Source organism: Bradyrhizobium tropiciagri (genome assembly GCF_018130545.1).
GTDB lineage: Bacteria > Pseudomonadota > Alphaproteobacteria > Rhizobiales > Xanthobacteraceae > Bradyrhizobium > Bradyrhizobium tropiciagri_A.
Genome location: NZ_JAFCKF010000001.1, coordinates 540,059 through 560,762, shown reverse-complemented (window position 1 = coordinate 560,762; position 20,704 = coordinate 540,059). Strand labels below are relative to the sequence as shown.

At 65.2% G+C, this 20,704-nt stretch carries 23 protein-coding genes; 13 read left to right on the top strand and 10 right to left on the bottom strand.

The window, feature by feature from the left end:
* Positions 1 to 15: 15 nt before the first annotated feature.
* The 3 genes from JQ616_RS02715 (at position 16) to JQ616_RS02705 (ending at position 2,008) form a co-directional block, all read left to right on the top strand.
* A complete protein-coding gene (locus JQ616_RS02715; RefSeq protein ID WP_212012033.1) occupies positions 16 to 732 on the top strand; it encodes an MgtC/SapB family protein in 717 nt (238 codons plus the stop codon).
* 82 nt (positions 733 to 814) lie between these two features.
* Positions 815 to 1,147, top strand: a complete 333-nt coding sequence (locus JQ616_RS02710) for a hypothetical protein (RefSeq protein ID WP_212012031.1) — start codon at positions 815 to 817, stop codon at positions 1,145 to 1,147.
* A gap of 120 nt (positions 1,148 to 1,267) precedes the next feature.
* The gene (locus JQ616_RS02705) at positions 1,268 to 2,008 is read left to right on the top strand and encodes an acetoacetate decarboxylase (protein WP_212012030.1); all 741 of its coding nucleotides are present in this window, start codon (positions 1,268 to 1,270) and stop codon (positions 2,006 to 2,008) included.
* A 43-nt stretch (positions 2,009 to 2,051) separates the two neighbouring features.
* Here JQ616_RS02705 and JQ616_RS02700 read toward each other — a convergent pair whose 3' ends face one another.
* From JQ616_RS02700 to JQ616_RS02675, 6 genes are all read right to left on the bottom strand, one after another.
* A complete protein-coding gene (locus JQ616_RS02700; RefSeq protein ID WP_212012029.1) occupies positions 2,052 to 3,659 on the bottom strand; it encodes a lyase family protein in 1,608 nt (535 codons plus the stop codon).
* 102 nt (positions 3,660 to 3,761) lie between these two features.
* Positions 3,762 to 5,204, bottom strand: a complete 1,443-nt coding sequence (locus tag JQ616_RS02695) for a homospermidine synthase (protein ID WP_212012028.1) — start codon at positions 5,202 to 5,204, stop codon at positions 3,762 to 3,764.
* A gap of 40 nt (positions 5,205 to 5,244) precedes the next feature.
* On the bottom strand, positions 5,245 to 5,634 hold the full coding sequence (locus JQ616_RS02690; RefSeq protein WP_212012027.1) for a RidA family protein: 390 nt from the start codon (positions 5,632 to 5,634) through the stop codon (positions 5,245 to 5,247).
* A gap of 119 nt (positions 5,635 to 5,753) precedes the next feature.
* Positions 5,754 to 5,921 carry a hypothetical protein gene (locus tag JQ616_RS02685; RefSeq protein WP_212012026.1) on the bottom strand — a complete coding sequence of 56 codons (168 nt, stop codon included), beginning with the start codon at positions 5,919 to 5,921 and terminating at the stop codon, positions 5,754 to 5,756.
* A 10-nt stretch (positions 5,922 to 5,931) separates the two neighbouring features.
* The gene (locus tag JQ616_RS02680) at positions 5,932 to 6,564 is read right to left on the bottom strand and encodes a GNAT family N-acetyltransferase (RefSeq protein ID WP_212012025.1); all 633 of its coding nucleotides are present in this window, start codon (positions 6,562 to 6,564) and stop codon (positions 5,932 to 5,934) included.
* A gap of 128 nt (positions 6,565 to 6,692) precedes the next feature.
* Positions 6,693 to 7,835 carry a type III PLP-dependent enzyme gene (locus JQ616_RS02675; protein ID WP_212012023.1) on the bottom strand — a complete coding sequence of 381 codons (1,143 nt, stop codon included), beginning with the start codon at positions 7,833 to 7,835 and terminating at the stop codon, positions 6,693 to 6,695.
* Between JQ616_RS02675 and JQ616_RS02670 the strand changes: the two genes are divergently transcribed.
* The gene (locus tag JQ616_RS02670) at positions 7,834 to 8,022 is read left to right on the top strand and encodes a hypothetical protein (protein ID WP_212012021.1); all 189 of its coding nucleotides are present in this window, start codon (positions 7,834 to 7,836) and stop codon (positions 8,020 to 8,022) included. The genes JQ616_RS02675 and JQ616_RS02670 overlap by 2 nt on opposite strands.
* Before the next feature lie 474 nt (positions 8,023 to 8,496).
* Here the strand turns inward: JQ616_RS02670 and JQ616_RS02665 are convergent, their stop codons facing one another.
* The gene (locus JQ616_RS02665) at positions 8,497 to 8,757 is read right to left on the bottom strand and encodes a hypothetical protein (RefSeq protein WP_249136347.1); all 261 of its coding nucleotides are present in this window, start codon (positions 8,755 to 8,757) and stop codon (positions 8,497 to 8,499) included.
* Between the two features lie 129 nt (positions 8,758 to 8,886).
* On the opposite strand from JQ616_RS02665, the gene JQ616_RS02660 reads away from it, so the two are divergent.
* From JQ616_RS02660 to JQ616_RS02650, 3 genes are read left to right on the top strand one after another with little or no spacing between them, the layout of a single operon-like run.
* Positions 8,887 to 10,962: a M3 family metallopeptidase gene (locus JQ616_RS02660; protein ID WP_212012019.1), complete on the top strand. Its 2,076-nt coding sequence runs from the start codon at positions 8,887 to 8,889 to the stop codon at positions 10,960 to 10,962.
* Between the two features lie 14 nt (positions 10,963 to 10,976).
* Positions 10,977 to 11,615, top strand: a complete 639-nt coding sequence (locus JQ616_RS02655) for a DUF1007 family protein (RefSeq protein ID WP_212013121.1) — start codon at positions 10,977 to 10,979, stop codon at positions 11,613 to 11,615.
* Positions 11,612 to 12,727, top strand: a complete 1,116-nt coding sequence (locus JQ616_RS02650) for a nickel/cobalt transporter (protein ID WP_433995941.1) — start codon at positions 11,612 to 11,614, stop codon at positions 12,725 to 12,727. The genes JQ616_RS02655 and JQ616_RS02650 overlap by 4 nt, the downstream gene beginning before the upstream one ends.
* A gap of 74 nt (positions 12,728 to 12,801) precedes the next feature.
* Here the strand turns inward: JQ616_RS02650 and JQ616_RS02645 are convergent, their stop codons facing one another.
* Positions 12,802 to 13,200, bottom strand: a complete 399-nt coding sequence (locus JQ616_RS02645) for an MAPEG family protein (protein ID WP_212012016.1) — start codon at positions 13,198 to 13,200, stop codon at positions 12,802 to 12,804.
* A gap of 113 nt (positions 13,201 to 13,313) precedes the next feature.
* Between JQ616_RS02645 and hemH the strand changes: the two genes are divergently transcribed.
* The 3 genes from hemH (at position 13,314) to JQ616_RS02630 (ending at position 16,057) form a co-directional block, all read left to right on the top strand.
* A complete protein-coding gene (gene hemH / locus JQ616_RS02640; RefSeq protein WP_212012015.1) occupies positions 13,314 to 14,351 on the top strand; it encodes a ferrochelatase in 1,038 nt (345 codons plus the stop codon).
* Between the two features lie 213 nt (positions 14,352 to 14,564).
* Positions 14,565 to 15,569, top strand: a complete 1,005-nt coding sequence (locus tag JQ616_RS02635; RefSeq protein WP_212012014.1) for an SPFH domain-containing protein — start codon at positions 14,565 to 14,567, stop codon at positions 15,567 to 15,569.
* Positions 15,570 to 15,610: 41 nt separating this feature from the next.
* Positions 15,611 to 16,057 (top strand): NfeD family protein, encoded by a 447-nt coding sequence (locus JQ616_RS02630; protein ID WP_212012013.1) that lies wholly within the window; start codon positions 15,611 to 15,613, stop codon positions 16,055 to 16,057.
* Between the two features lie 156 nt (positions 16,058 to 16,213).
* Here the strand turns inward: JQ616_RS02630 and JQ616_RS02625 are convergent, their stop codons facing one another.
* The gene (locus JQ616_RS02625) at positions 16,214 to 16,540 is read right to left on the bottom strand and encodes a winged helix-turn-helix transcriptional regulator (protein WP_212012012.1); all 327 of its coding nucleotides are present in this window, start codon (positions 16,538 to 16,540) and stop codon (positions 16,214 to 16,216) included.
* An 89-nt stretch (positions 16,541 to 16,629) separates the two neighbouring features.
* On the opposite strand from JQ616_RS02625, the gene JQ616_RS02620 reads away from it, so the two are divergent.
* Entirely contained in the window at positions 16,630 to 17,169 is a 540-nt protein-coding gene (locus tag JQ616_RS02620; RefSeq protein ID WP_212012011.1) for a carboxymuconolactone decarboxylase family protein, read from the top strand.
* 92 nt (positions 17,170 to 17,261) lie between these two features.
* Here the strand turns inward: JQ616_RS02620 and JQ616_RS02615 are convergent, their stop codons facing one another.
* Entirely contained in the window at positions 17,262 to 18,272 is a 1,011-nt protein-coding gene (locus JQ616_RS02615) for a KpsF/GutQ family sugar-phosphate isomerase (RefSeq protein ID WP_212012010.1), read from the bottom strand.
* Between the two features lie 189 nt (positions 18,273 to 18,461).
* On the opposite strand from JQ616_RS02615, the gene JQ616_RS02610 reads away from it, so the two are divergent.
* On the top strand, positions 18,462 to 20,210 hold the full coding sequence (locus tag JQ616_RS02610) for an outer membrane beta-barrel protein (protein ID WP_212012009.1): 1,749 nt from the start codon (positions 18,462 to 18,464) through the stop codon (positions 20,208 to 20,210).
* A gap of 107 nt (positions 20,211 to 20,317) precedes the next feature.
* On the top strand, positions 20,318 to 20,647 hold the full coding sequence (locus JQ616_RS02605; RefSeq protein WP_212013119.1) for a DUF2147 domain-containing protein: 330 nt from the start codon (positions 20,318 to 20,320) through the stop codon (positions 20,645 to 20,647).
* Positions 20,648 to 20,704: the final 57 nt, after the last annotated feature.

The following is a 20,704-nucleotide window of genomic DNA, read 5'->3' as shown; positions in this document are numbered from 1 at the left end:
CGCCGGGGCAGCGCCATGCGATTCCTCACGACATTCCAGCTCGCCGACTTCCTCGACACGCTGGTCAGCCTGACGTCAGCCTTCGTGCTCGGCACGCTGATCGGCGCCGAGCGGCAGTACCGGCAGCGCACCGCGGGCCTGCGCACCAATGTGCTGGTCGCGGTTGGAGCTGCCGCCTTCGTCGATCTCGCGATGCATCTGGCCGGCGCCGACGGCGCGGTGCGGGTGATTGCCTATGTGGTGTCGGGGATCGGCTTCCTCGGTGCCGGCGTCATCATGAAGCAGGGCATGGACGTGCGCGGCCTCAACACGGCGGCGACGCTGTGGGCCTCGGCCGCGGTCGGCTCCTGCGCCGGCGCCGACCTGGTGGCGCAGGCCGCGGCACTGACCGTGTTCGTGATCGCCGGCAACACGCTGCTGCGTCCGTTGGTCAACGCCATCAACCGCATCCCGCTGAACGAGAAGGCCTCGGAGGCGACCTATTACTTCAAGCTCGCTGTCACCCCCGAGGCATTGCCTGACATGCGCGACCAACTGGTCGAGAAGCTCGAGGCTGCGAACTATCCGGTTGCCGATGTCGACGTGGTCGAGGCCGGCGACGACTTCCTGGAGATCGTGGCAACGCTGGTCTCGACCGCGGTCGAACCCAACGAGCTGAATGCCGTGGTGGTCGACCTGCAGCATCAGCCCGGCGTCCGGCACGCGACCTGGGAAATCAGCACCACGGATTGAGCCCAGGTTCCCGCTGGCTCGGGCTCAGGAACCATGCGGTAGCCGGATCGTTGACCTCGCTGACATGATGCGGGTGAACGGGATGGCTGAGGATCGGAGCAAACTGCGGAAGGATGTGCTGATCGCCTCGGCGTTGGTCGCGGCGGGCGTTGCGATTGCGGCGCTGTCGCTGCACGCCATCAACGCCGCCCCGCCGCAAGAGGTGGCGCAGGCCACCCAGCCGTTGCAGGCCTCGCCGACGCCGGAGCCGCAGAAGACCGCGCCGCCGGCCGAGTCGAAGCCGGGCGGCGAGCGGCCGACCACCCCGGCGCCGCAGCCGGCTCGTCCCGATGATGAGGCGCAAAAGGCGGGCGCCAAGCCGGTGCTGCCGCCGGCGCCCGCCGAGAAGACCGCGCCGCCGATCGACAAGAAATAGCCGTGCCGCGGCCCCTTCGTGTGACGCGCATTTGACTGATGCTGCCGATTATACGGTCTCGCCTCCGTCATCCCCGCCAGCCATAATCTGTCGTCTTGCCAACGACAGATGGGGCTATCCATGAAGATCGAGGATATCAGGCGCACTGCCTATTCGATGCCGCTCACCAACCCGTCGTTTCCGCCGGGGCCGTACCGGTTCTTCGATCGCGAATATTTCATCATCACCTACAGGACCGACCCCGAGGCGCTTGCGGCCGTGGTGCCAGAGCCGCTCGAGGTCGCCGAGCCCGTCGTGAAGTATGAATTCATCCGCATGCCGGACTCGACCGGCTTCGGCGACTACACCGAGACCGGGCAGGTGATCCCGGTCCGCTTCAAGGGTGAGCTCGGCGCCTATACCCACGCGATGTATCTCGACGACGAGGCTCCGATCGCCGGCGGCCGCGAGCTGTGGGGATTTCCGAAGAAGCTGGCGCGGCCCAAGATCTCCGTCGAGAGCGACGTCCTGGTCGGCTCGCTACATTACGGCTCGGTGCTCTGCGCCTCCGCCACGATGGGCTACAAGTACCGCAAGGTCGATCACGACACGGTCGTGAATTCGATGAAGGCGCCGAACTTCATCCTGAAGATCATCCCGCATGTCGACGGCAGCCCGCGGATCTGCGAGCTGGTGCGCTTTCACCTCGACGACATCACCTTGAAGGAGGCCTGGACCGGTCCCGCTGCGCTCGGGCTGTTTCCGCACGCGCTGTGCGACGTCGCCCGCCTGCCGGTGCGCGAGGTGATCTCGGCGCTGCATTACAAGGCGGATCTGACGCTAGGCCTCGGCTCGGTGGCGTTCGACTACATGGCGAGGTGACGAGGTTGCGGGGCGCGCCATGGCGCGCCCCAATCCGTCGCGGCTATTGCGCGTTGTCCTTTGGCAATAGCGCCGCAAAGCTCTGGTCGAGCGCGACGTCGGCTTTCGCGAGCTTGTCGCGCTGCGCGGCAAGCCAGGCCTTGTCGGCATCGAGGCGCTGCCGGGCTTGTTTGAGCATGCGCGCGGTCTCGTCAGGCTGCGGACCGCCCACGCCCTTGGTGTGCGTCACGATCCATTCCGGCGACATCACCTCTCGGAATTCTGCCTCGCTCATCGGGAATGGCTGCGCCGGCATGTTGAATTTGGCGAGCGTCTTGGCGAACAGGTCGGTCACCACGTCGAACGGAATCGTCTTCGGCGTCAGGTCGAGTGGCCGTGCATAGCTGACCATCTGCGATGCAAAGCCGTGCCCGACGCGGAACGGAATCTTGTGCGCTTCGAGCAGCAGCTCGGCGAGGTTCATGGTCGAGGTCCAGTCGCTCTCCAGCTCTTCCTTGGCGCGCGCCTTGTTGACCACGATCGCATCGAACACCCGGTCGGTGGCGGTCACCATTTTGATCGCACGCGGGAACAGGCCGATATCCTCGGACTCGGCCTTGGAGTCGACCATGCCCGACATCACGTTGTGCGCGCGGATCGACACCGCCCCCGACAACCCGACCACGTCGGAAGCTGCGATCCTCGCCTGCATGATCAGGCCTGGATTACGCTTCTGCGGCATCGAGCTGCTGGTGTAGGTCGAACCCTCCTGCAGCAATAGCCACGGCCGTACCTCGGCGTATTGCGTATGCAGGTCCTGCATCATCACGCCGACGCGGATGGCGGCCGAATTGGCGATCGCGGTGGCCTCGAGCTGGTTGTCGAAGGGGATCACCTGGTTGGCGTCCATCGAGTTCTCGACGATACCGTCAAAGCCGAGCAGCTGGGCGAGGCGTGCGCGGTTCAGCGGCCATATCGAGTCGGACATGACTCCGACGCCCATCGGGCTGAGGTTGAGCCGGCGATAGGCCTCGCTGATACGCTGCTGGTCCCGCTCGAAGGATTCCTCATAGGCCAGCAGGTAGTGACCATAGGTGATCGGCACCGCCTGCACGCCGTTGGTATAGCCAGGCATCAGCGCATCGAGATTGTCGGCCGCCTTGGCGAGCAGCTTGGCACGCAAGCCGAGCAACGCTTCGGCAAAATCCAGCGTCTGGTTCCTTAGCTTGGCGGCGCGGAAGGTCGCGTACATGTCCTGGCGGCTGCGCCCGGCATGGATGACGGACGCTTCCTCGCCGACCTTGTCGGTCATGATCTTCTCGATCTGGAGCACGTCGCTCGGGCGTTTGCCGTCCGGCTGCTGGGCCTGACGGATCGCGAAATCCACGCCCTTGGCGATCAGCTGGCCGACGTCCTTCGGGAAGATGTTTTCCTCCACCAGCATGACGGTGGAGGCCTTGTTGATCTTGTTGAGCCAGTAGAACTGGTCCTCGGCGGCGTCCGCCTTGCTGGTCGAGGGCAGCGCGCTGCTCGGCGCATTGGCGCCGATCTTGGCGGCGTTCTCGTTGCATTCCTGCGTGGTCTTGCAGGGCAGCTGCCCGGTGTCCGCCGCCAGAGCGCTGGACGCGATCAGGAGGCCAGCGGCCCCCGCGATGCAGGCAAGGTTTTTCATGCGATCCTCCCAGATGGCTTGCGGCCGGCCGGTTCGCTAGCACCGCGGCCGGCCGAAGGCCATACGCCGAAAGGCAATCGTGGGAGGCGAAAGGTGCGCTTGTCAGCGCACCAGGATGTTCTTGAACTGCCAGGGATCGCTGGTGTCGATGTCTTCCGGGAACAGTCCGGGACGATCGGTCAGCGGGGTCCAGTCGGTGTAAAAGCCCTTCACCGGGCCGAGATAGGGCAGCTGGATCTCCAGCAAACGATCGAAATCCATCTCGTCGGCCTCGACGATGCCTTCGTTCGGGTTCTCCAGCGCCCACACCATGCCGCCGAGCACTGCCGAGGTCACCTGCAGGCCAGTGGCGTTCTGATAGGGCGCGAGGGCGCGGGTCTCTTCGATCGAGAGCTGCGAGCCGTACCAGTAGGCATTGTTGTCGTGGCCGAACAGCAACACGCCGAGCTCGTCGATGCCGTCGACGATCTCGTTCTCGTCGAGGATGTGGTGCTTCTCCTGCATCTTCGCGGCGCGGCCGAACATTTCATGCAGCGACAGCACGGCATCGTCGGCCGGATGATAGGCATAGTGGCAGGTCGGCCGATAGACCGCCTTGCCCGATGCGTCACGCACCGTGAAGTAATCGGCGATCGAGATCGACTCGTTGTGGGTGACGAGGAAGCCATACTGCGCGCCGCGAGTCGGGCACCAGGTCCGCACGCGGGTGTTGGCGCCGGGCTGCATCAGATAGATCGCAGCGCCGCAGCCGGCCTCGTGGGTGTGCGCGTTCTCGGGCATCCATTTTTCGTGGGTGCCCCAGCCGAGTTCGGACGGCTGCACGCCTTCCGACAGGAAGCCTTCCACCGACCAGGTGTTGACGAAGACATCAGGCTCCTTCGGGGTCTTGGACCGCTGGGTGTCGCGTTCGGCGATGTGGATGCCCTTGATGCCTGCCTGCCGCATCAGGTCGGCCCATTCGGCCTTGGTCTTCGGCCGGGGAGCGTTGAGCTTCAGGTCGGCGGCGACATTGAGCAGCGCCTGCTTGACGAAAAACGAGACCATGCCGGGATTGGCGCCGCAGCAGGACACCGCCGTGGTCGAGCCCGCCGGGCGCGCCTTCTTGGCGGCCAGTGTCACTTCGCGCAGCGCGTAGTTGGAGCGCGCTTCCGGGCCCTTCGAGGAATCGAAATAGAAGCCGAGCCAGGGCTCGTTGACGGTGTCGATATAGAGCGCGCCGAGCTCGTTGCAGAGCTCCATGATGTCGGTCGAGCCGGTATCGACCGAGAGATTGACGCAGAAGCCCTGGCCGCCGCCTTCGGTGAGCAGCGGCGTCAGCAGCTCGCGGTAGTTGTCCTTGGTCACGGCCTTCTGGATGAACTTGACGTTCTGCTTCTCGCAATGCGCCTTGCGGCCCTCGTCCTTGGGGTCGATCACGGTGACGCGCGACTTGTCGTAATCGAGATGCCGCTCGATCATCGGCAGCGTGCCTTTGCCGATCGAGCCGAAGCCGATCATGACAATGGGGCCGGTGATTTTCGCGTAGATCTGCGAGGAGGGGCTCATCATTTTCTCCAGGAGAGCGCCGAGCGGCGGGTAGGGTGGATCAGGGGTTACGTCGCTTTGCGGTGACTTCGATCTCGACCTTCATCTCGGGCTTCAAGAGCCCCGCGACGATCAGCATCGTTGCGGCCGGGCGGATGTTGCCGAGGACTTCGCCGCAGACCGCGAAATGGGCGTCCGCATCGTTGACGTCGGTGAGATAGTAGGTCGCACGCACGATGTCGGCCATCGCGAAGCCGCCCTCGTTGAGGGCAGCTTCGATGGTCTTGAAGCAGTTCCGTGACTGGCTCGTGACATCCGCTGGCATGGTCATCGTGGTGTAGTCGTAGCCGGTGGTTCCGGCGACGAAGGCGAAGTCGCCGTCGATCACGGCGCGGCTGTAGCCGGCGGTCTTTTCAAAAGGCGAGCCGGTGGAAATCAGGCGGCGGGGCATGCGGGACCTCGACTGAAAAATGGCTTTGCGCGGGGTTTACGGGCATTTTTGGCGCCCGCGCAACCCCTTGGATTCGGACCTTGGATTCGGTTCTTGGATTTCGGCCCTGCGGCCGGTGGCTAGTGGGACTGCTGCGTGGCGTCCGGCGGCGACGGCGCTGTGCCGGTCCAGCGCCGGATCAGGATGTCCCTGACGATCATGACCGAGATCAGGATCAGCATGACAGTGGTGACGAGGCCGCGCCAACGCGGACGCGCGCCATCGATTGCGGGAAGGTTCTCTGCCATGGCGCCCGCCTTACGCCGCGTGCGGCACGGCGAGTGGTGCCTTCCGGGTCCGGGCCGCCTTGCGCTCCGATGCCTTGCTCTTGGGCAGGCTCTCGGGCAGCGCCGCGCCGGTCGGCGTGATCATGCCCCAGGCGCCGTCCAGCGCGCCCTCGACCAGCTCGAGGCCGAGCAGCCGCTCGCGTTCGAACGCGCCGGGCAGTGATAGCTCGCCGGTCCTGGCGGCGGTGAAGCCATAACGAGCATAGTAGGGCGCATCGCCAAGCAGGATCACCGCGCCATGGCCACGGGCCTTCGCCACCGCCAGCGCGCGCTGCATCAGCGCGGCGCCGACGCCGAGGCCGCGGCAGTCGTCATCGACAGCCAGCGGCCCCAGCATCAGCGCGCTGCGGCCCCCCGCGCTGACGTGCCACAGCCGCACGGTTCCAACCAGCCGGCCGTCATTGCGCATGGCCGACAGGCTCAGGCCTGCGGCGGGCGCGCGTCCGTCGCGCAGGCGCTGGCAGGTGCGCGTATGGCGGTTGTCGCCAAAGCAGGCATCCAGCAGCGCTTCGCGCGCGACGACGTCCGAAGCCCGCTCCGCACGGATCGCGAACGGAGTGGTTTTTCGGATGAGGGCAACGGGGCTGTTCCGTTTTGCAGTCATGGCACGTCAGTCCTCGCTCGCAACGGCTGGTCGTAGGCCGCGGCAAGCGTCGTTCGAAGATTCAAAAATGGTTCGGAGAGGAGCCGGCGGAGCCGGCTCCCGGTTCAGGCCTCGAATCGGAGGCTAGGTCAGATGTGGTAGGTTCTCAGCGGCGGAATGCCGTTGAATGCCACCGACGAGTAGGTCGACGTATACGCGCCGGTGCCTTCGATCAGCAGCTTGTCACCGATCTCGAGCGTCACCGGGAGCGGATACGGCAGCTTCTCGTACAGCACGTCGGCGCTGTCGCAGGTCGGGCCCGCGAGCACGCACGGCGTCATGTCCGCCCCGTCATGCGGGGTGCGGATGGCGTAGCGGATCGACTCGTCCATCGTCTCGGCGAGACCGCCGAACTTGCCGATGTCGAGATAGACCCAGCGAACCTCGTCCTCGTCGCTCTTCTTCGAGATCAGAACGACTTCGGTCTCGATGATCCCGGCATTGCCGACCATGCCGCGGCCCGGCTCGATGATCGTCTCCGGGATCTGGTTGCCGAAATGCTTGCGCAGCGCGCGGAAGATCGACCGGCCATATTGCAGGACCGGCGGAACGTCCTTGAGATACTTGGTCGGGAAGCCACCGCCCATGTTGACCATGGTGAGGTTGATGCCGCGCTCGGCGCAGTCACGGAAAACGGTCGACGCCATCGCGAGCGCGCGGTCCCACGCCTTCACCTTGCGCTGCTGCGAGCCGACATGGAACGAGATGCCGCACGGCTCCAGCCCGAGGCGCTTGGCGAGGTCGAGCACCTCGACCGCCATCTCCGGGTCGCAGCCGAACTTGCGCGACAGCGGCCACTCGGCGCCGGCGCAATCATAGAGGATGCGGCAGAACACCTTGGCGCCGGGCGCGGCGCGCGCGACCTTCTCGACCTCGGCGGCGCAATCGACCGCGAACAGACGAATGCCGAGCGCGAAGGCACGCGCGATGTCGCGCTCCTTCTTGATCGTGTTGCCATAGGAGATGCGGTCCGGCGTCGCACCAGCGGCCAGCGCCATTTCGATTTCCGCAACCGTCGCTGTGTCGAAGCAGGAGCCGAGCGAGGCGAGCAGGGAGAGCACTTCGGGCGCCGGGTTGGCTTTGACAGCGTAGAACACGCGGCTGTCCGGCAGCGCCTTCGCGAAGGTCTGGTAGTTGTCGCGCACGACTTCGAGGTCGACGACGAGGCACGGCTCGGTGTCGAGACCTTCGCTGCGGCGGTTGCGCAGGAATTCCTGGATACGTTCAGTCATGGCACTCTCCAACGGCCCCAGCGACGGGATCCGTATCAACGTGACGTCGGATAAGAGCGCTCCGGCCACATCGCGCGATGGAGGCGCAACGAAGCCGAAAAACTCAAACCAGACTGTGCTGCCGTGGATTGGTTGGGAGAGCTTCCCGCCCGCACACCTGGCAATGAAGGACAAGCCTTTTCAGTAGCCCGCGCCGGCGTTGGAATGCCGGTAGAGACCAAAAAAGCCCGATCCGTCGTTGCTTTAAGTCGCGTCCCCCGTTGAGAGCGGGGTGCGCCGGTTCGCCTCCGGCTGCCAGTCACGGTTGCAAAGAGTGGTGAGACCTTCAACGGCATCCCTGGAGAGAGATGCTGGCCGCCTCGTGTCCTCTCGGACGTAAACGACCCTCGGTTCTTCCACCCCTTGGCGGCTGTCCGGCCTCTTGTCCGGATACCTACCGACTGACACACGACCACAGGCACGTGCGAAATTGGGCAAGGCAGGAAATAAGTCTTTTGACTTCGCGGCGCAAGAATTTTTTTGCGATAGCGACAAATTTCCCTAACGCGTGCTTGCGATCTCGCGCACCGCACGTGTTGAAGATGAACGGCTGTTAAGAATGACTAACGAAGCGTGTGCGTTTTAGCCCTGTGCCGCAGCGCTTTCTTGAATCGCACAAACTTCACGCGCGCCGCGTGAACGGCTCGACGCGTTGAGCTGCGCGGATGAAGGCGATCATGATCAGTACGCCGATGCCGAACAGCACGGCCTGAAGGATGTGCGCGCCGGTGTCGTCGAGCCCGAACAGGATCGCGAGCGCCCAGCCGCCGGCGAACGCCGCACCGAACACTTCCGCGCCGATCAGGATCGCCGCCGAGATCACGGTGATGACGCTCGGCCAGTAGATCCGGCTGTTGCTCGAGGCGGTGGGCTGCATGCTCATGAAATAGGTCCTGTTCAGGGGCGCAATCTCTCCGAAAAGGGCCCATCTATCAAGCGCAAAAGGCCCAAAAATGCCGTATCGCGTGATATAGATTGGGCCGCATTTTCAAGGCGAAAAACGGGATATTCGATGTCAGAAACCAGCGCAGAAGCTCTCGCCAACCCCCTCCTGAAGGCGTGGCAGACGCCGCTCGAGACGCCGCCCTTCGCCGAGATCAAGCCGGAGCATTTCCTGCCCGCCTTCGAGCAGGCCTTCGCCGACCATTCGGCGGAAGTGGCTGCTATTACCCATGATCCGGCGCTGCCCGATTTCGACAACACCATCACGGCGCTGGAGCGCTCCGGCAAGCTGCTGTCGAAGGTCTCGGCGGTGTTCTACGATCTGGTCTCGGCCCATTCCAACCCGGCGATCCTGGAGATCGACAAGGAGGTCTCGCCCCGGATGGCGCGGCACTGGAATCCGATCATGATGAACGCTGTGCTGTTTGGCCGCATCGCCATGCTGCACGAGAAGCGCGCCTCGCTCGGCCTGACCGGCGAGCAGATGCGGCTCCTGGAGCGCACCTACACCCGCTTCCACCGCTCCGGCGCCGGACTCGACGAGGCCGCGAAAGCACGGATGGCGGAGATCAACGAGCGGCTCGCCCATCTCGGCACCACGTTCAGCCATCATCTCCTCGGCGACGAGCAGGAGTGGTTCATGGAGCTCGGCGAGGACGACCGCGCCGGCCTCTCCGACACGTTTGTGGCGGCCGCCAAGGCTGCGGCGGAAGAGCGCGGCATGCCCGGCAAGGCGATCGTGACGCTGTCGCGCTCCTCGGTCGAGCCGTTCCTGCAGAGCTCGTCGCGGCGCGACCTGCGCGAGAAGGTCTACAAGGCCTTCACGGCCCGCGGCGACAATGGCAACGCCAACGACAACAACGCGACCATCGTCGAGATCCTCAGGCTCCGCGAGGAGACCGCGAAGATCCTGGGCTTCCCGACCTACGCCGCCTATCGCCTCGAGGATTCGATGGCCAAGACGCCGGAGGCCGTGCGCGGCCTCCTGGAGCGGGTCTGGAAGCCGGCGCGGGCCCGGGCGCTCGCCGACCGCGACGCGCTGCAGGCGCTGATCACCGAGGAGGGCGGCAATTTCGCCTTGGCGTCCTGGGACTGGCGCTACTACGCCGAGAAGCTGCGCCAGCGCCGCGCCAATTTCGACGATTCCGCGATCAAGCCCTTTCTGGTGCTCGATCACATGATCGAGGCTGCCTTCGACTGCGCCACCCGCCTGTTCGGCGTCACCTTCGAGGAGCGCAAGGACGTCCCGGTTTGGCACCCGGATGTCCGGGTCTGGGAGGTCAAGGGGCGCGACGGCAAGCACAAGGCGCTGTTCTACGGCGACTACTTCGCGAGGCCCTCGAAGCGCTCCGGCGCCTGGATGACCTCGCTGCGCGACCAGCAGAAGCTCGACGGCGGCGTCGCGCCGCTGGTCATCAATGTCTGCAACTTTGCCAAGGGCGCCGACGGCGCGCCGTCGCTGCTGTCGCCCGACGACGCGCGGACCCTGTTCCACGAATTCGGCCACGGCCTGCACGGCATGCTCTCCAATGTGACCTATCCGTCACTGTCGGGGACCTCGGTGTTCACCGATTTCGTCGAGCTGCCCTCGCAGCTCTACGAGCACTGGCAGGAGCGGCCCGAGGTGCTGCAGCGCTTCGCCCGGCACTACCAGACCGGAGAGGCGCTGCCGGACGACCTGCTCAAGCGCTTCCTTGCCGCGCGCAAGTTCAACCAGGGCTTTGCCACCGTGGAGTTCGTTTCCTCGGCGCTGGTCGACCTCGAATTCCACACCCAGCCGGCGGCGGCGAGCTGGGACGTCCGCGCCTTCGAGCAGAAGGAGCTCGAGAAGATCGGCATGCCCGCAGAAATCTCGCTGCGGCACCGGCCGACCCAGTTCGGCCACATCTTCTCCGGCGACCATTATGCCTCCGGCTATTACAGCTACATGTGGTCGGAGGTGATGGACGCCGACGCGTTCGGCGCGTTCGAGGAGGCCGGCGACATCTTCGATCCCGCGACCGCCAAGCGGCTGCATGACGACATCTACTCGTCGGGCGGCTCGCGCGATCCGGAGGAGGCCTATGTCGCCTTCCGCGGCCGCGAACCCGAGCCGGACGCGCTGCTGCGCCGTCGCGGCCTGCTCGAGACGCCTGAGGCGGCGTGACGGTGCGGCCGTCACTGAACCGGCTGATCGCCGGGGTCGTGCTTGCGGTGTCCGTCGTGCTCGGCACGGCGGCCGCCGAGGCCCATCCGCATGTCTGGATCGTCGCCAGGAGCGAGCTGATCTATGCGCCCGACGGCACCATCACCGGTGTTCGCCACGCCTGGACCTTCGACGACATGTTCTCGACCTACGCGCTGCAGGGCATCGAGACCAAGGTGAAGGGCGCCTATAGCCGCGAGGAGCTGGCGCCGCTGGCCCAGACCAATGTCGAGTCGCTGAAGGAATACGCTTACTTCACCTTTGCCAAGGGCGACGGCAAGAAGCAGAAGTTCACCGAGCCGGTCGACTACTTCCTCGAATACAAGGATTCGGCGCTGACGCTGCACTTCACTCTGCCGGTGAAGACGCCGTTCAAGGCCAAACAGCTCTCGCTCGAAGTGTTCGACCCGACCTATTTCATCGACTTCCAGTTCGCCGAGAAGGAGCCGGTCAAGCTGGTCGGCGCCGCCGCCGACTGCAAGATGCAGTTCGAGCGGCCGAACAGTGACGGCACCGCCACCGCGCAGAAGCTCGGCGAGCAGAACTTCCTCGACGGCGGCAACGGCAATTTCGGCATGATGTTCGCCAACAAGATCACGGTGGATTGCCCATGACGCCGATCGTCTCACGCGCGATGCGCGGCCTCGCCGTATCGGCCGCCCTGCTGGCGGCATTCGCACTGCTCGACGGCACGGTCCATGCGCTGCTGGCGCAAAATCCGTTCGGCGCGCCGCGCGCAGCCGAGCCGCAAGGCGGGCTGGTCGGCTGGCTATTGGCAAAGCAGTCGGAGTTCTATCGCGAGATGTCGCAGACCATCCGTGCTGCGAAATCCGACGGCTCGGCGGTCTGGACGCTGCTCGCGATCTCGTTCGCCTACGGGATTTTCCATGCCGCCGGTCCCGGCCACGGCAAGGCGGTGATCTCATCCTACATGGTTGCCAATCGGGAGACGGCGCGGCGGGGCATCGTGCTGTCGTTCGCCTCGGCACTGATGCAGTCGCTGGTCGCCGTTCTGATCGTCGGGATCTGCGCCTGGCTGCTCAATGCGACCGCGAAGACGATGTGCGGGGCAGAGAAGGCGATCGAGATCGCAAGCTACGCGCTGATCGCGGCATTCGGTGCCCGGCTGGTCTGGGTCAAGGGTGGCGGCTTTGTCCGCGCGCTGCAGGTGCCGCGTCCGGCGCTGGCGCTGGCCGGCGCGCAGCATCACGACCACGATCATCATGGTCACGACCACCACGACCACGGCCATGATCACCATCATCATCACGCGCATGACGATCACGATCATCACCATGGCCACGATCACGGGCATGACGCGAGCCACGTCCATGACGAGCATTGCGGCCATTCGCACGGGCCGACCCCGGCCGAGCTTGAAGGGCCCGGCGGCTGGCGACGCGGTCTCGGCGCAATCCTCACGGTCGGGATCCGGCCGTGCTCGGGCGCCATCCTGGTGCTGGTGTTCGCATTGGCGCAGGGCCTGTTCTGGGCCGGCATCGCCGCGACCTTCGTGATGGGGCTCGGCACCGCTATCACGGTGGCGGCGATCGCGCTGGTCGCCGTCTCCGCGCGCGGCGTCGCCGAACGGCTGAGCGCGGCGCGTGACGGCGGCGGCATGCTGATCATGCGCGGCCTCGAATTCGCCGCCGCGGGTCTCGTGCTGCTGTTCGGGCTCGGGCTGCTGTTCGGCTATGTCGCGGCCGAACGGGCGACGTGTCTGTGAGGTCCTAACTCTAAGTCATCCGTCATCCCCGCGCAAAGGCGAAGCCTTTGCGCGGGGATGACGGATGACAGGGCTCACCGCGTCAGATACCCCCGTATCGCCGGCAGGAAGAAGATCGCGATGTTGATCGCAAAGCCGATGCTCCAGAGGATCGAGCGCAGGGTCGGGCGGTTGCCGATATAGGTGAAGACGTAGGCGATCCGCACGATCAGGAACAGCACCGCGAGCTCGTCGATCAGCCGCAGCGGGCCGACGCGGAATTCGGCGAGCAGAACGGCGAAGGCGAAGAACGGGAACGCCTCGAGGCCGTTCTGATGGGCGCCGAGGGCCCGCGAGCGGATCGGGTCGTCGTAGAAGTCTGGATCGCGCGGTCTTGAATTGTCGAAACCGCGGAAGCCGATCCATTTCACCGATACGACCGTCAGCAGCGAGAGCATCAGCGTCCCAAAGACGCACCATTCGGCGATCGTCATGGTTCCCCCTCATTCACGGAGCGGAACGTAGCTAACCCGCACTCGGCTTGACAAGGTTGGAGCAACGCGCGAAGCCCAAAGCCCCCAGGCGAAGGACCAAGCGCAAGACCATCATGAGCACGGTGATCCCGTTCGAGAGCGCGAAGCCCGCCGCGGCGCCGAAGCCAGAACGCGTCGGGGTGCTGCTGGTCAATCTCGGCACGCCGGATACGGCGGATGCCGCGGGCGTGCGGGTCTATCTCAGGGAATTCCTGTCCGATCCGCGGGTGATCGAGGACCAGGGCCTCGTCTGGAAACTGATCCTCAATGGCATCATCCTGCGCGTCCGCCCGGCCCGCAAGGCGCGCGACTATCTGAAGATCTGGAACACCGAGAAGAACGAGTCGCCGCTGAAGACCATCACGCGGTCGCAGGCCGACAAGCTGGCGGAGGCGATCGCCGATCACGATCACGTCGTGGTCGACTGGGCGATGCGCTACGGCAATCCCTCGATCAAGGAGCGGATCGAGGCGCTGGCGGCGCAGGGCTGCGGCCGGCTGCTGGTGGTGCCGCTCTATCCGCAATATTCCGCGGCAACGTCGGCGACCGTCTGTGACGAAGCGTTTCGCGTGCTGGCCGCCATGCGCGCACAGCCGATCCTGCGGGTGACGCCGCCTTACTACGACGATCCCGATTACATCGAGGCGCTGGCGGTCTCGATCAATGACCATCTTGCGACACTGACGTTCCAGCCCGAGGTGATCCTGGCCTCATTCCACGGCATGCCGAAAGCATATGTCGACAAGGGCGATCCCTATCAGGCGCAGTGCATTGCCACCACCAACGCGCTGCGCAAGCGGCTCGGGCTGGATACCTCAAGGCTGATCCTCACCTTCCAGTCGCGCTTCGGCAATGCCGAGTGGCTGCAGCCTTATACCGACAAGACGGTCGAGAAGCTGGCCAGGGACGGCGTGCGGCGAATGGCCGTGGTCACGCCCGGCTTCTCCGCCGATTGCCTGGAGACGCTGGAGGAGATCGCGCAGGAGAACGCCGAGATCTTCCGGCACAATGGTGGGGAGCAGTTTGCGGCCATCCCCTGTCTCAACGACAGCGACGGCGGCATGGACGTGATCCGCCAGCTCGTGCTGCGCGAGCTCCAAGGCTGGATTTAACTAGGCTGGATCCAACGAGGCTGGACCTGATTGTTAACGATCCGTGACACCGGACATGGGCGTTCCTGCATCCGTCCCGCATCTGGCAGTCCGACAATCGCTTTCTATGTGCTAGGTAGAACAACGGCCGGCTGAACCGGCGGAGCGGTCCTGCCGACCAATGCACGACCGTGCGACGGTCTCGCCGGCATCGCGCGGGCCTTGGAGGGCTTTATGACTGGCTTCGACGTTTTCGCGATCGCGTTCGTTCTTCTCGTCATCATCACGCTGTTCGCCGGGATCAAGACGGTCCCGCAGGGTTACGACTGGACCATCGAGCGGTTCGGCAAATACACCCGCACGCTGTCGCCCGGCCTCAATCTGATCGTTCCCTATTTCGATCGCATCGGGCGCAAGATCAACATGATGGAGCAGGTGATCGACATCCCCGAGCAGGAGGTAATCACCAAGGACAACGCCACCGTGACGGTGGATGGCGTCGCTTTCTACCAGGTGTTCGATGCGGCAAAGGCGAGCTACGAGGTCGCCAATCTCAACCAGGCGATCACCGTCCTGACCATGACCAACATCCGCTCGGTGATGGGCTCGATGGATCTCGACCAGGTGCTGTCGCATCGCGACGAGATCAATGAGCGGCTGCTGCGCGTGGTCGACGCCGCGGTGTCGCCCTGGGGCGTCAAGGTCAACCGCATCGAGATCAAGGACATCGTGCCGCCGGCCGACCTCGTCGAGGCGATGGGCCGGCAGATGAAGGCGGAGCGCGTCAAGCGTGCCGACATCCTGCAGGCGGAAGGCCAGCGGCAGTCGGAGATCCTGCGCGCCGAGGGCGCCAAGCAGGGCCAGATCCTGCAGGCCGAAGGCCGCAAGGAGGCTGCCTTCCGCGACGCCGAGGCGCGCGAGCGGTCCGCGGAGGCCGAGGCCAAGGCGACGCAGATGGTCTCTGAATCGATTGCCAAGGGCGACGTCGCGGCACTGAACTATTTCATCGCCGACAAGTACATCAAGGCGTTCGGGCAACTGGCCGATTCACCGAACCAGAAGGTGCTGATGCTGCCGATCGAGGCGACCAGCATCTTGGGCTCGCTCGCCGGTATCGGCGAGATCGCCAAGGCCACCTTCGGCGAGAGCGCCGCATCCGCTGCGGCAGCCGCGCGCCGCGGCGGCTCGGTGCCGCCGGCCGGTCCGACGCCGCCACCGCCGGTGCCGACCCAGCGGTGAGGGCGTGACGGCGTCACGTCCGCAATGGTAGAGGTCACGTCATGGCCGAGATGTTTTCGACATTGGGTACCTGGAACTGGCTGATCTTCGGCGTCATCCTGATGGCGCTGGAGCTCGCGGCGCCCGGGGTATTCCTGTTCTGGCTCGGGCTCGCGGCGCTGCTGGTCGGCCTGCTGTCGTTCGTCTTTACGCCGTCCTGGCAGACGCAGCTTTTGATGTTCGCGGTGTTCGCCGCGCTGGCGGTGCCGGCATGGCGGCATTTTGCCAAAGGCGCGACCGCGGCGAGCAAGAGCAACCCGTTCCTCAACCGCCGCAACGAAGCCCTGGTCGGCCGCGAGTTCACGCTGGAGAAGCCGATCATCGATGGATCAGGCACGGTGCGGATCGACGACACGGTGTGGCGCGTCGCCGGCCCCGATGCGCCGGCCGGCAGCCGGGTCAAGGTGGTCCGCGCCGACGGTGCCAGCCTGACGGTGGCGGCGGTCTAGCCGGCGCTCTTCGCTTCACCTCTCCCCGCTTGCGGGGAGAGGTCGCCGCGCTCTTACGCGGCGGGTGAGGGGGTACAGGTCCCAATGCTCGGCTCGTTCGCGGATGGAGCCCCTCGCCCCAACCCTCTCCCGGTAAGAACGGGGAGGAGGGAGGAATCAACGCTTGCTCCAGCGCTCGGCGAAGCGGTTGAGCGGCGTGAAGGTCGCAAATAGCTCCCTTCCGAGTGCGGTCAGGCCGTAACCGTCTTCCGTTAATTCGACGAATCCTGCCTCGCGCAGCTCGGTCAATCGCGTCTGCAGGATCGTTGGCGAGGCCTCGTCGCAGGCGGTGCGCAGCGCGCGCGAGGTCAGCGCACCGTCGCGCAGCTCCCAGAGGATGCGCAAGGTCCAGCGCCGTCCGAGTAGATCGAGCAGCGCCATAATCGGGCGGCCGGACCGCGAGCCGCGGACGCCTGGCTTGGTGACTAGGCCCTGCTTCGGCATGTCGCAAATCCCTTTCGAATCCCGCTTGCATCGTTCGCTACAGATATTGTAGCGTGTTGCTACATTAAATGTAGCAAAGAGATCAGGCCATGTCACGCATCGCGCCGCTCGATCCGCCCTATGCGGCGGACGTTCAACAGCATTTCGACCGCATCATGCGCGGCAAGCCGCCGCTGCTGCTGTTCCGCATGATGGCGGGCCATCCGCGCGCCTGGGAGAAATTCCGCGGCGGCAGCCTGCTCGACCGCGGGCCGCTGTCGCTGCGAGAGCGGGAGATCGTGATCGACCGCACCTGTGCACTGAACAGATGCGAATATGAATGGGGCGTGCACGTCACGGCGTTCGGCGCCGCCGCCGGATTGTCGGAGACGCAGGTCCACGCCACCGTGCGTGGTGCGGCCGACGCCGATTGCTGGTCAAAGCCGGAACAGGCGATGATCGCGGCGGTCGATGCGCTGCATGCCCACGCGACGCTCGATGACGCCGAGTTCGCCGCGCTGTCGGCGCATTACGACGAGGATCAGATCCTGGAGATCATCCTGCTGTGCGGCTTCTACCGCACGGTCTCCACTCTCGCAAATGCGCTGGCCCTGCCGCTCGAGGCGACCGCGGCAAGATTTCCGCAATAGGCGTAGGGTGGGCAAAGCGCAGCGTGCCCACCGTTCTTGCACTGCTCGCGATGGTGGGCACGCTTCGCTTTGCCCACCCTACGAACACGGGCCTACGCTACGCCCGCGCGCAGCAGATCGTGCAGATGGATGATGCCGACCGGCTTCTTCGCATCGGTCACGATCAGCGTCGTGATCTTGGAGGCGTTGAGCAGCTCCAGCGCTTCGCCCGCCAGGGTGTCGCGGCTGATTGTTTTCGGCGTCTTGGTCATCACCTCGTCGACTGACAGGGTCAGCAGGTCGAGGCGCGTCAGCTGCCGGCGCAGATCGCCGTCGGTAACGATGCCGACGAGATGGCCGTTGCGGTCGACGATGCCGACGCAGCCGAAGCCCTTGGAGGTCATCTCGACCAGCGCGTCCGACATCTTGGTGCCGAGCGGCTTCAGCGGCAGCGCGTCGCCGCTATGCATCAGGTCGCGGGCGTATTTCAGCAGCGCGCCGAGCTTACCGCCCGGATGCAGCACGCTGAAATCGGTCGAGGTGAAGCCGCGGCCTTCGAGCAGCGCGATCGCCAGCGCGTCGCCGAGCGCCAGCATCATCAGCGAGGACGTGGTCGGCGCCAGATTGTGCGGGCAGGCCTCGCGGGCCTTCGGCAGCGTCAGCTGCACGTCGGCGGCCTTGCTGAGCGTCGAATCCTTGTCGGCGGTCATCGCGATCAGCGGAATGCCGAAGCGAGCGGCATAAGCGATCAGGTTGCGCATCTCCGCCTGCTCGCCGGACCAGGACAGCGCCAGCATCACGTCGTCGGCGGTGATCATGCCGAGATCGCCATGGCTTGCTTCCGCCGAGTGCACGAAGAACGCCGGCGTGCCGGTCGAGGCGAAGGTCGCGGCGATCTTGCGGCCGATATGGCCTGATTTGCCGAGCCCGGTCACGATCAGCCGTCCCTTGGCCTTGCGGATCAGTTCGGCCGCCGCCGTGAACGCCGCGCCGAGGTCCGACTTGAGTGCCGCGGAGAGCGCAGCGACGCCGCTGGCTTCGGCATCGAGGGTGCGGAGCGCCGACTGAACGGCGCCATCATCGTGGCCGGATGATTTGGTCATCAGCGGTTTCGGTTTGGCCATTTCGGATTCCAGGGGAGGGGTTTTGCACCCGGGCGTCTCCCTTAGCACGTTCGATTCCGCGATGCGACGCGCGAGCGCCGATCCTCAACGGCTCATTAACCATAATTGTTTTAACTCCATTAACGACGTTTTCCGCCTCCCGGTGGAGTGCGTACGTCAAGTGCATGAATTCGTTGGGGTATTTCCATCGTGGTGCGGCGGCCAGCAAGCGGCCCAAATCGGCGCGGACGCCTCGTTCGCGTGGTTTTGCCGTGCCTTTTGCTAACCGCTCTTTTGCTGACTGCGACCAGCGGCCTCGCCACCGCCCAGACCGTGACGCCGGATTTGTTCAGCCCGAACCGGCAGAGTCAGGTGATCACCCAGGATTCACCGCTGCGCCGGACCCAGCTCGACGCCATGGACCCGCTCAACGGCCTGAAGCTGCCGGATGCCGACCCCACCCGGCGTTCGTCGTCTTCGACGTCGACCACAGAGCGCCTCGGGCAAGTCCCGACCTATGGTCTGCCTCCTGCGAACGGCGCGGCGACGTCGGGCTATGACTCGCTCAACCGCAAACGCCTGAAGCCGAAATATTATCCGGGCCAGGCCAAGCCGAAGCCGCCGCCGGGACCGGGCTCGCCGGTGCCGACGCCGCCGCCGCTGAACGCGGCCGGGCAGTTGCGGCTGTCGATCCCGCCGTCGGAGGCTGCCGCCAAGGCGCCGCTGCCGCCGGCGATGGCCGGCACCATCGTCGGTCAGCCGCCGCGCAGGCGGCTCAAGCTCGACGACGATCCGTTCGGCGCGGTCGGCGATTACGCCGGCTCGTTCATGGTCAAGACCGCGGTCGAGGTGATGGCGGGCTACGACACCAATCCGGGCCGCCTGAATTCGCCGCAAGGCAAGGCGTTCTACATGGTCGCGCCGGAATTCGTCGCGATGTCGGACTGGGAGCGTCACGCTGTCGTCGCCGACCTGCGCGGCTCGTTCACAGGTTACGGCTCGCAGCTCACGCCGATCGACGGCACGCCGCTGTCGGCGCCGCTCGACGTCGACCGTCCAAACTTCACCGGCCATATTGACGGCCGTCTCGATGTGTCGAGGGACACGCATCTGACGGCGCAGGCCCGCCTGCTGGTCTCGACCGACAATCCCGGCAGCCCGAACGTGCAGGCCGGCCTCGCCAAATATCCGCTCTACAGCACGGTCGGCGGCACCTTCGGCATCGACCAGCATTTCAACCGCATGCAGGTCTCGCTCGGCGCCACCGTCGACCGCACCGACTATCAATGGTCGAAGCTGACCGACGGCACCTCGTCGTCGAACGACGACCGCAACTTCTCGCAATATGGCGGCATCGGCCGCGTGAGCTATGAGCTCAATCCGGCCGTGAAGCCGTTCGTCGAAGTGCAGGGCGACAGCCGCGTCCACGATCTCTATCTCGACCGCGCCGGCTACGCGCGCGATTCATCGGGCGGCTATGTCAAGGCCGGTACCTCGTTCGAGTTCACGCGGATGCTGTTCGGCGAAGTCTCGATCGGCTACGCGATGCGCGACTATGCCGACACAAGGCTCAACCGGCTCGAGGGCCTGCTCACCACGGCCTCGCTGACCTGGACCGCGACCCCGCTGACCACGGCGAAATTCTATTCCGACACCCAGATCGGCGAGACCACGCTGCCCGGCACCTCGGGCGTGCTGTCGCGCACCTACACCATCGAGGTCGACCACGACTTCCGCCGCTGGCTGACCGGCATCGGCAAGTTCACCTACGGCACGCTCGAGTACCAGGGCGACAACCGCAACGACACGATCTATTCGGTGTCCGCCGACCTGATCTACAAGATGACCCGCAGCCTCTGGATCAAGGGCACCGTGCGCCGCGACTGGCTGGATTCGAACCTCGCCGGACAGAGCTCGGCATCGACGGTCGTGATGCTGGGCGTGCGGGTGCAGAACTAGACGACATGGCCTCGCCGCCTCACGGGCGTTCTCAGGCAATATGGCGGAGTTCGTGCGAGAGGCCCGCACGACGAGAATGACGCCCTCATCCATTGGAAGGAACCCGGATTATGCGCAAACTCTCTCTGGCTGTCGCAGCGCTGGTGATGACTGCAAGCGCTGCTCATGCCGAGCCTATCGATGGCGCCTGGATTACCGCGCGCGGCGACACTGCTGTGATCTCCGGCGGCACGATCACGCTGAAGACCGGCAAGTATGCCGGCAAAACCATCGGTTCGATGAAGCCAGCAGGTGACGGAAAGTATGCGGGCACGATCACAGATCCGCAGGACGACAAGACCTATTCAGGTACGGCCAAGCTCGTCGGCTCTTCGCTGGAACTGACCGGCTGCGCGATGAGCGTGTTCTGTCGGACGCAAACCTGGAAGAAGAAGTAGATGCCTGTCGAAAAACAGATCGCCCGCTTTCGCGGGCGATGACAGTCGAGTTTGTGG

Excerpts from the sequence above, each read along its gene's own strand:
- JQ616_RS02715 (WP_212012033.1), top strand. The coding sequence starts at position 16 with ATGCGATTCCTCACGACATTCCAGCTCGCCGACTTCCTCGACACGCTG.
- JQ616_RS02710 (WP_212012031.1), top strand. The coding sequence starts at position 815 with ATGGCTGAGGATCGGAGCAAACTGCGGAAGGATGTGCTGATCGCCTCG.
- JQ616_RS02705 (WP_212012030.1), top strand. The coding sequence starts at position 1,268 with ATGAAGATCGAGGATATCAGGCGCACTGCCTATTCGATGCCGCTCACC.
- JQ616_RS02700 (WP_212012029.1), bottom strand. The coding sequence starts at position 3,659 with ATGAAAAACCTTGCCTGCATCGCGGGGGCCGCTGGCCTCCTGATCGCG.
- JQ616_RS02695 (WP_212012028.1), bottom strand. The coding sequence starts at position 5,204 with ATGAGCCCCTCCTCGCAGATCTACGCGAAAATCACCGGCCCCATTGTC.
- JQ616_RS02690 (WP_212012027.1), bottom strand. The coding sequence starts at position 5,634 with ATGCCCCGCCGCCTGATTTCCACCGGCTCGCCTTTTGAAAAGACCGCC.
- JQ616_RS02685 (WP_212012026.1), bottom strand. The coding sequence starts at position 5,921 with ATGGCAGAGAACCTTCCCGCAATCGATGGCGCGCGTCCGCGTTGGCGC.
- JQ616_RS02680 (WP_212012025.1), bottom strand. The coding sequence starts at position 6,564 with ATGACTGCAAAACGGAACAGCCCCGTTGCCCTCATCCGAAAAACCACT.
- JQ616_RS02670 (WP_212012021.1), top strand. The coding sequence starts at position 7,834 with ATGGCACTCTCCAACGGCCCCAGCGACGGGATCCGTATCAACGTGACG.
- JQ616_RS02675 (WP_212012023.1), bottom strand. The coding sequence starts at position 7,835 with ATGACTGAACGTATCCAGGAATTCCTGCGCAACCGCCGCAGCGAAGGT.
- JQ616_RS02665 (WP_249136347.1), bottom strand. The coding sequence starts at position 8,757 with ATGAGCATGCAGCCCACCGCCTCGAGCAACAGCCGGATCTACTGGCCG.
- JQ616_RS02660 (WP_212012019.1), top strand. The coding sequence starts at position 8,887 with ATGTCAGAAACCAGCGCAGAAGCTCTCGCCAACCCCCTCCTGAAGGCG.
- JQ616_RS02650 (WP_433995941.1), top strand. The coding sequence starts at position 11,612 with ATGACGCCGATCGTCTCACGCGCGATGCGCGGCCTCGCCGTATCGGCC.
- JQ616_RS02645 (WP_212012016.1), bottom strand. The coding sequence starts at position 13,200 with ATGACGATCGCCGAATGGTGCGTCTTTGGGACGCTGATGCTCTCGCTG.
- hemH (WP_212012015.1), top strand. The coding sequence starts at position 13,314 with ATGAGCACGGTGATCCCGTTCGAGAGCGCGAAGCCCGCCGCGGCGCCG.
- JQ616_RS02635 (WP_212012014.1), top strand. The coding sequence starts at position 14,565 with ATGACTGGCTTCGACGTTTTCGCGATCGCGTTCGTTCTTCTCGTCATC.
- JQ616_RS02630 (WP_212012013.1), top strand. The coding sequence starts at position 15,611 with ATGGCCGAGATGTTTTCGACATTGGGTACCTGGAACTGGCTGATCTTC.
- JQ616_RS02625 (WP_212012012.1), bottom strand. The coding sequence starts at position 16,540 with ATGCCGAAGCAGGGCCTAGTCACCAAGCCAGGCGTCCGCGGCTCGCGG.
- JQ616_RS02620 (WP_212012011.1), top strand. The coding sequence starts at position 16,630 with ATGTCACGCATCGCGCCGCTCGATCCGCCCTATGCGGCGGACGTTCAA.
- JQ616_RS02615 (WP_212012010.1), bottom strand. The coding sequence starts at position 18,272 with ATGGCCAAACCGAAACCGCTGATGACCAAATCATCCGGCCACGATGAT.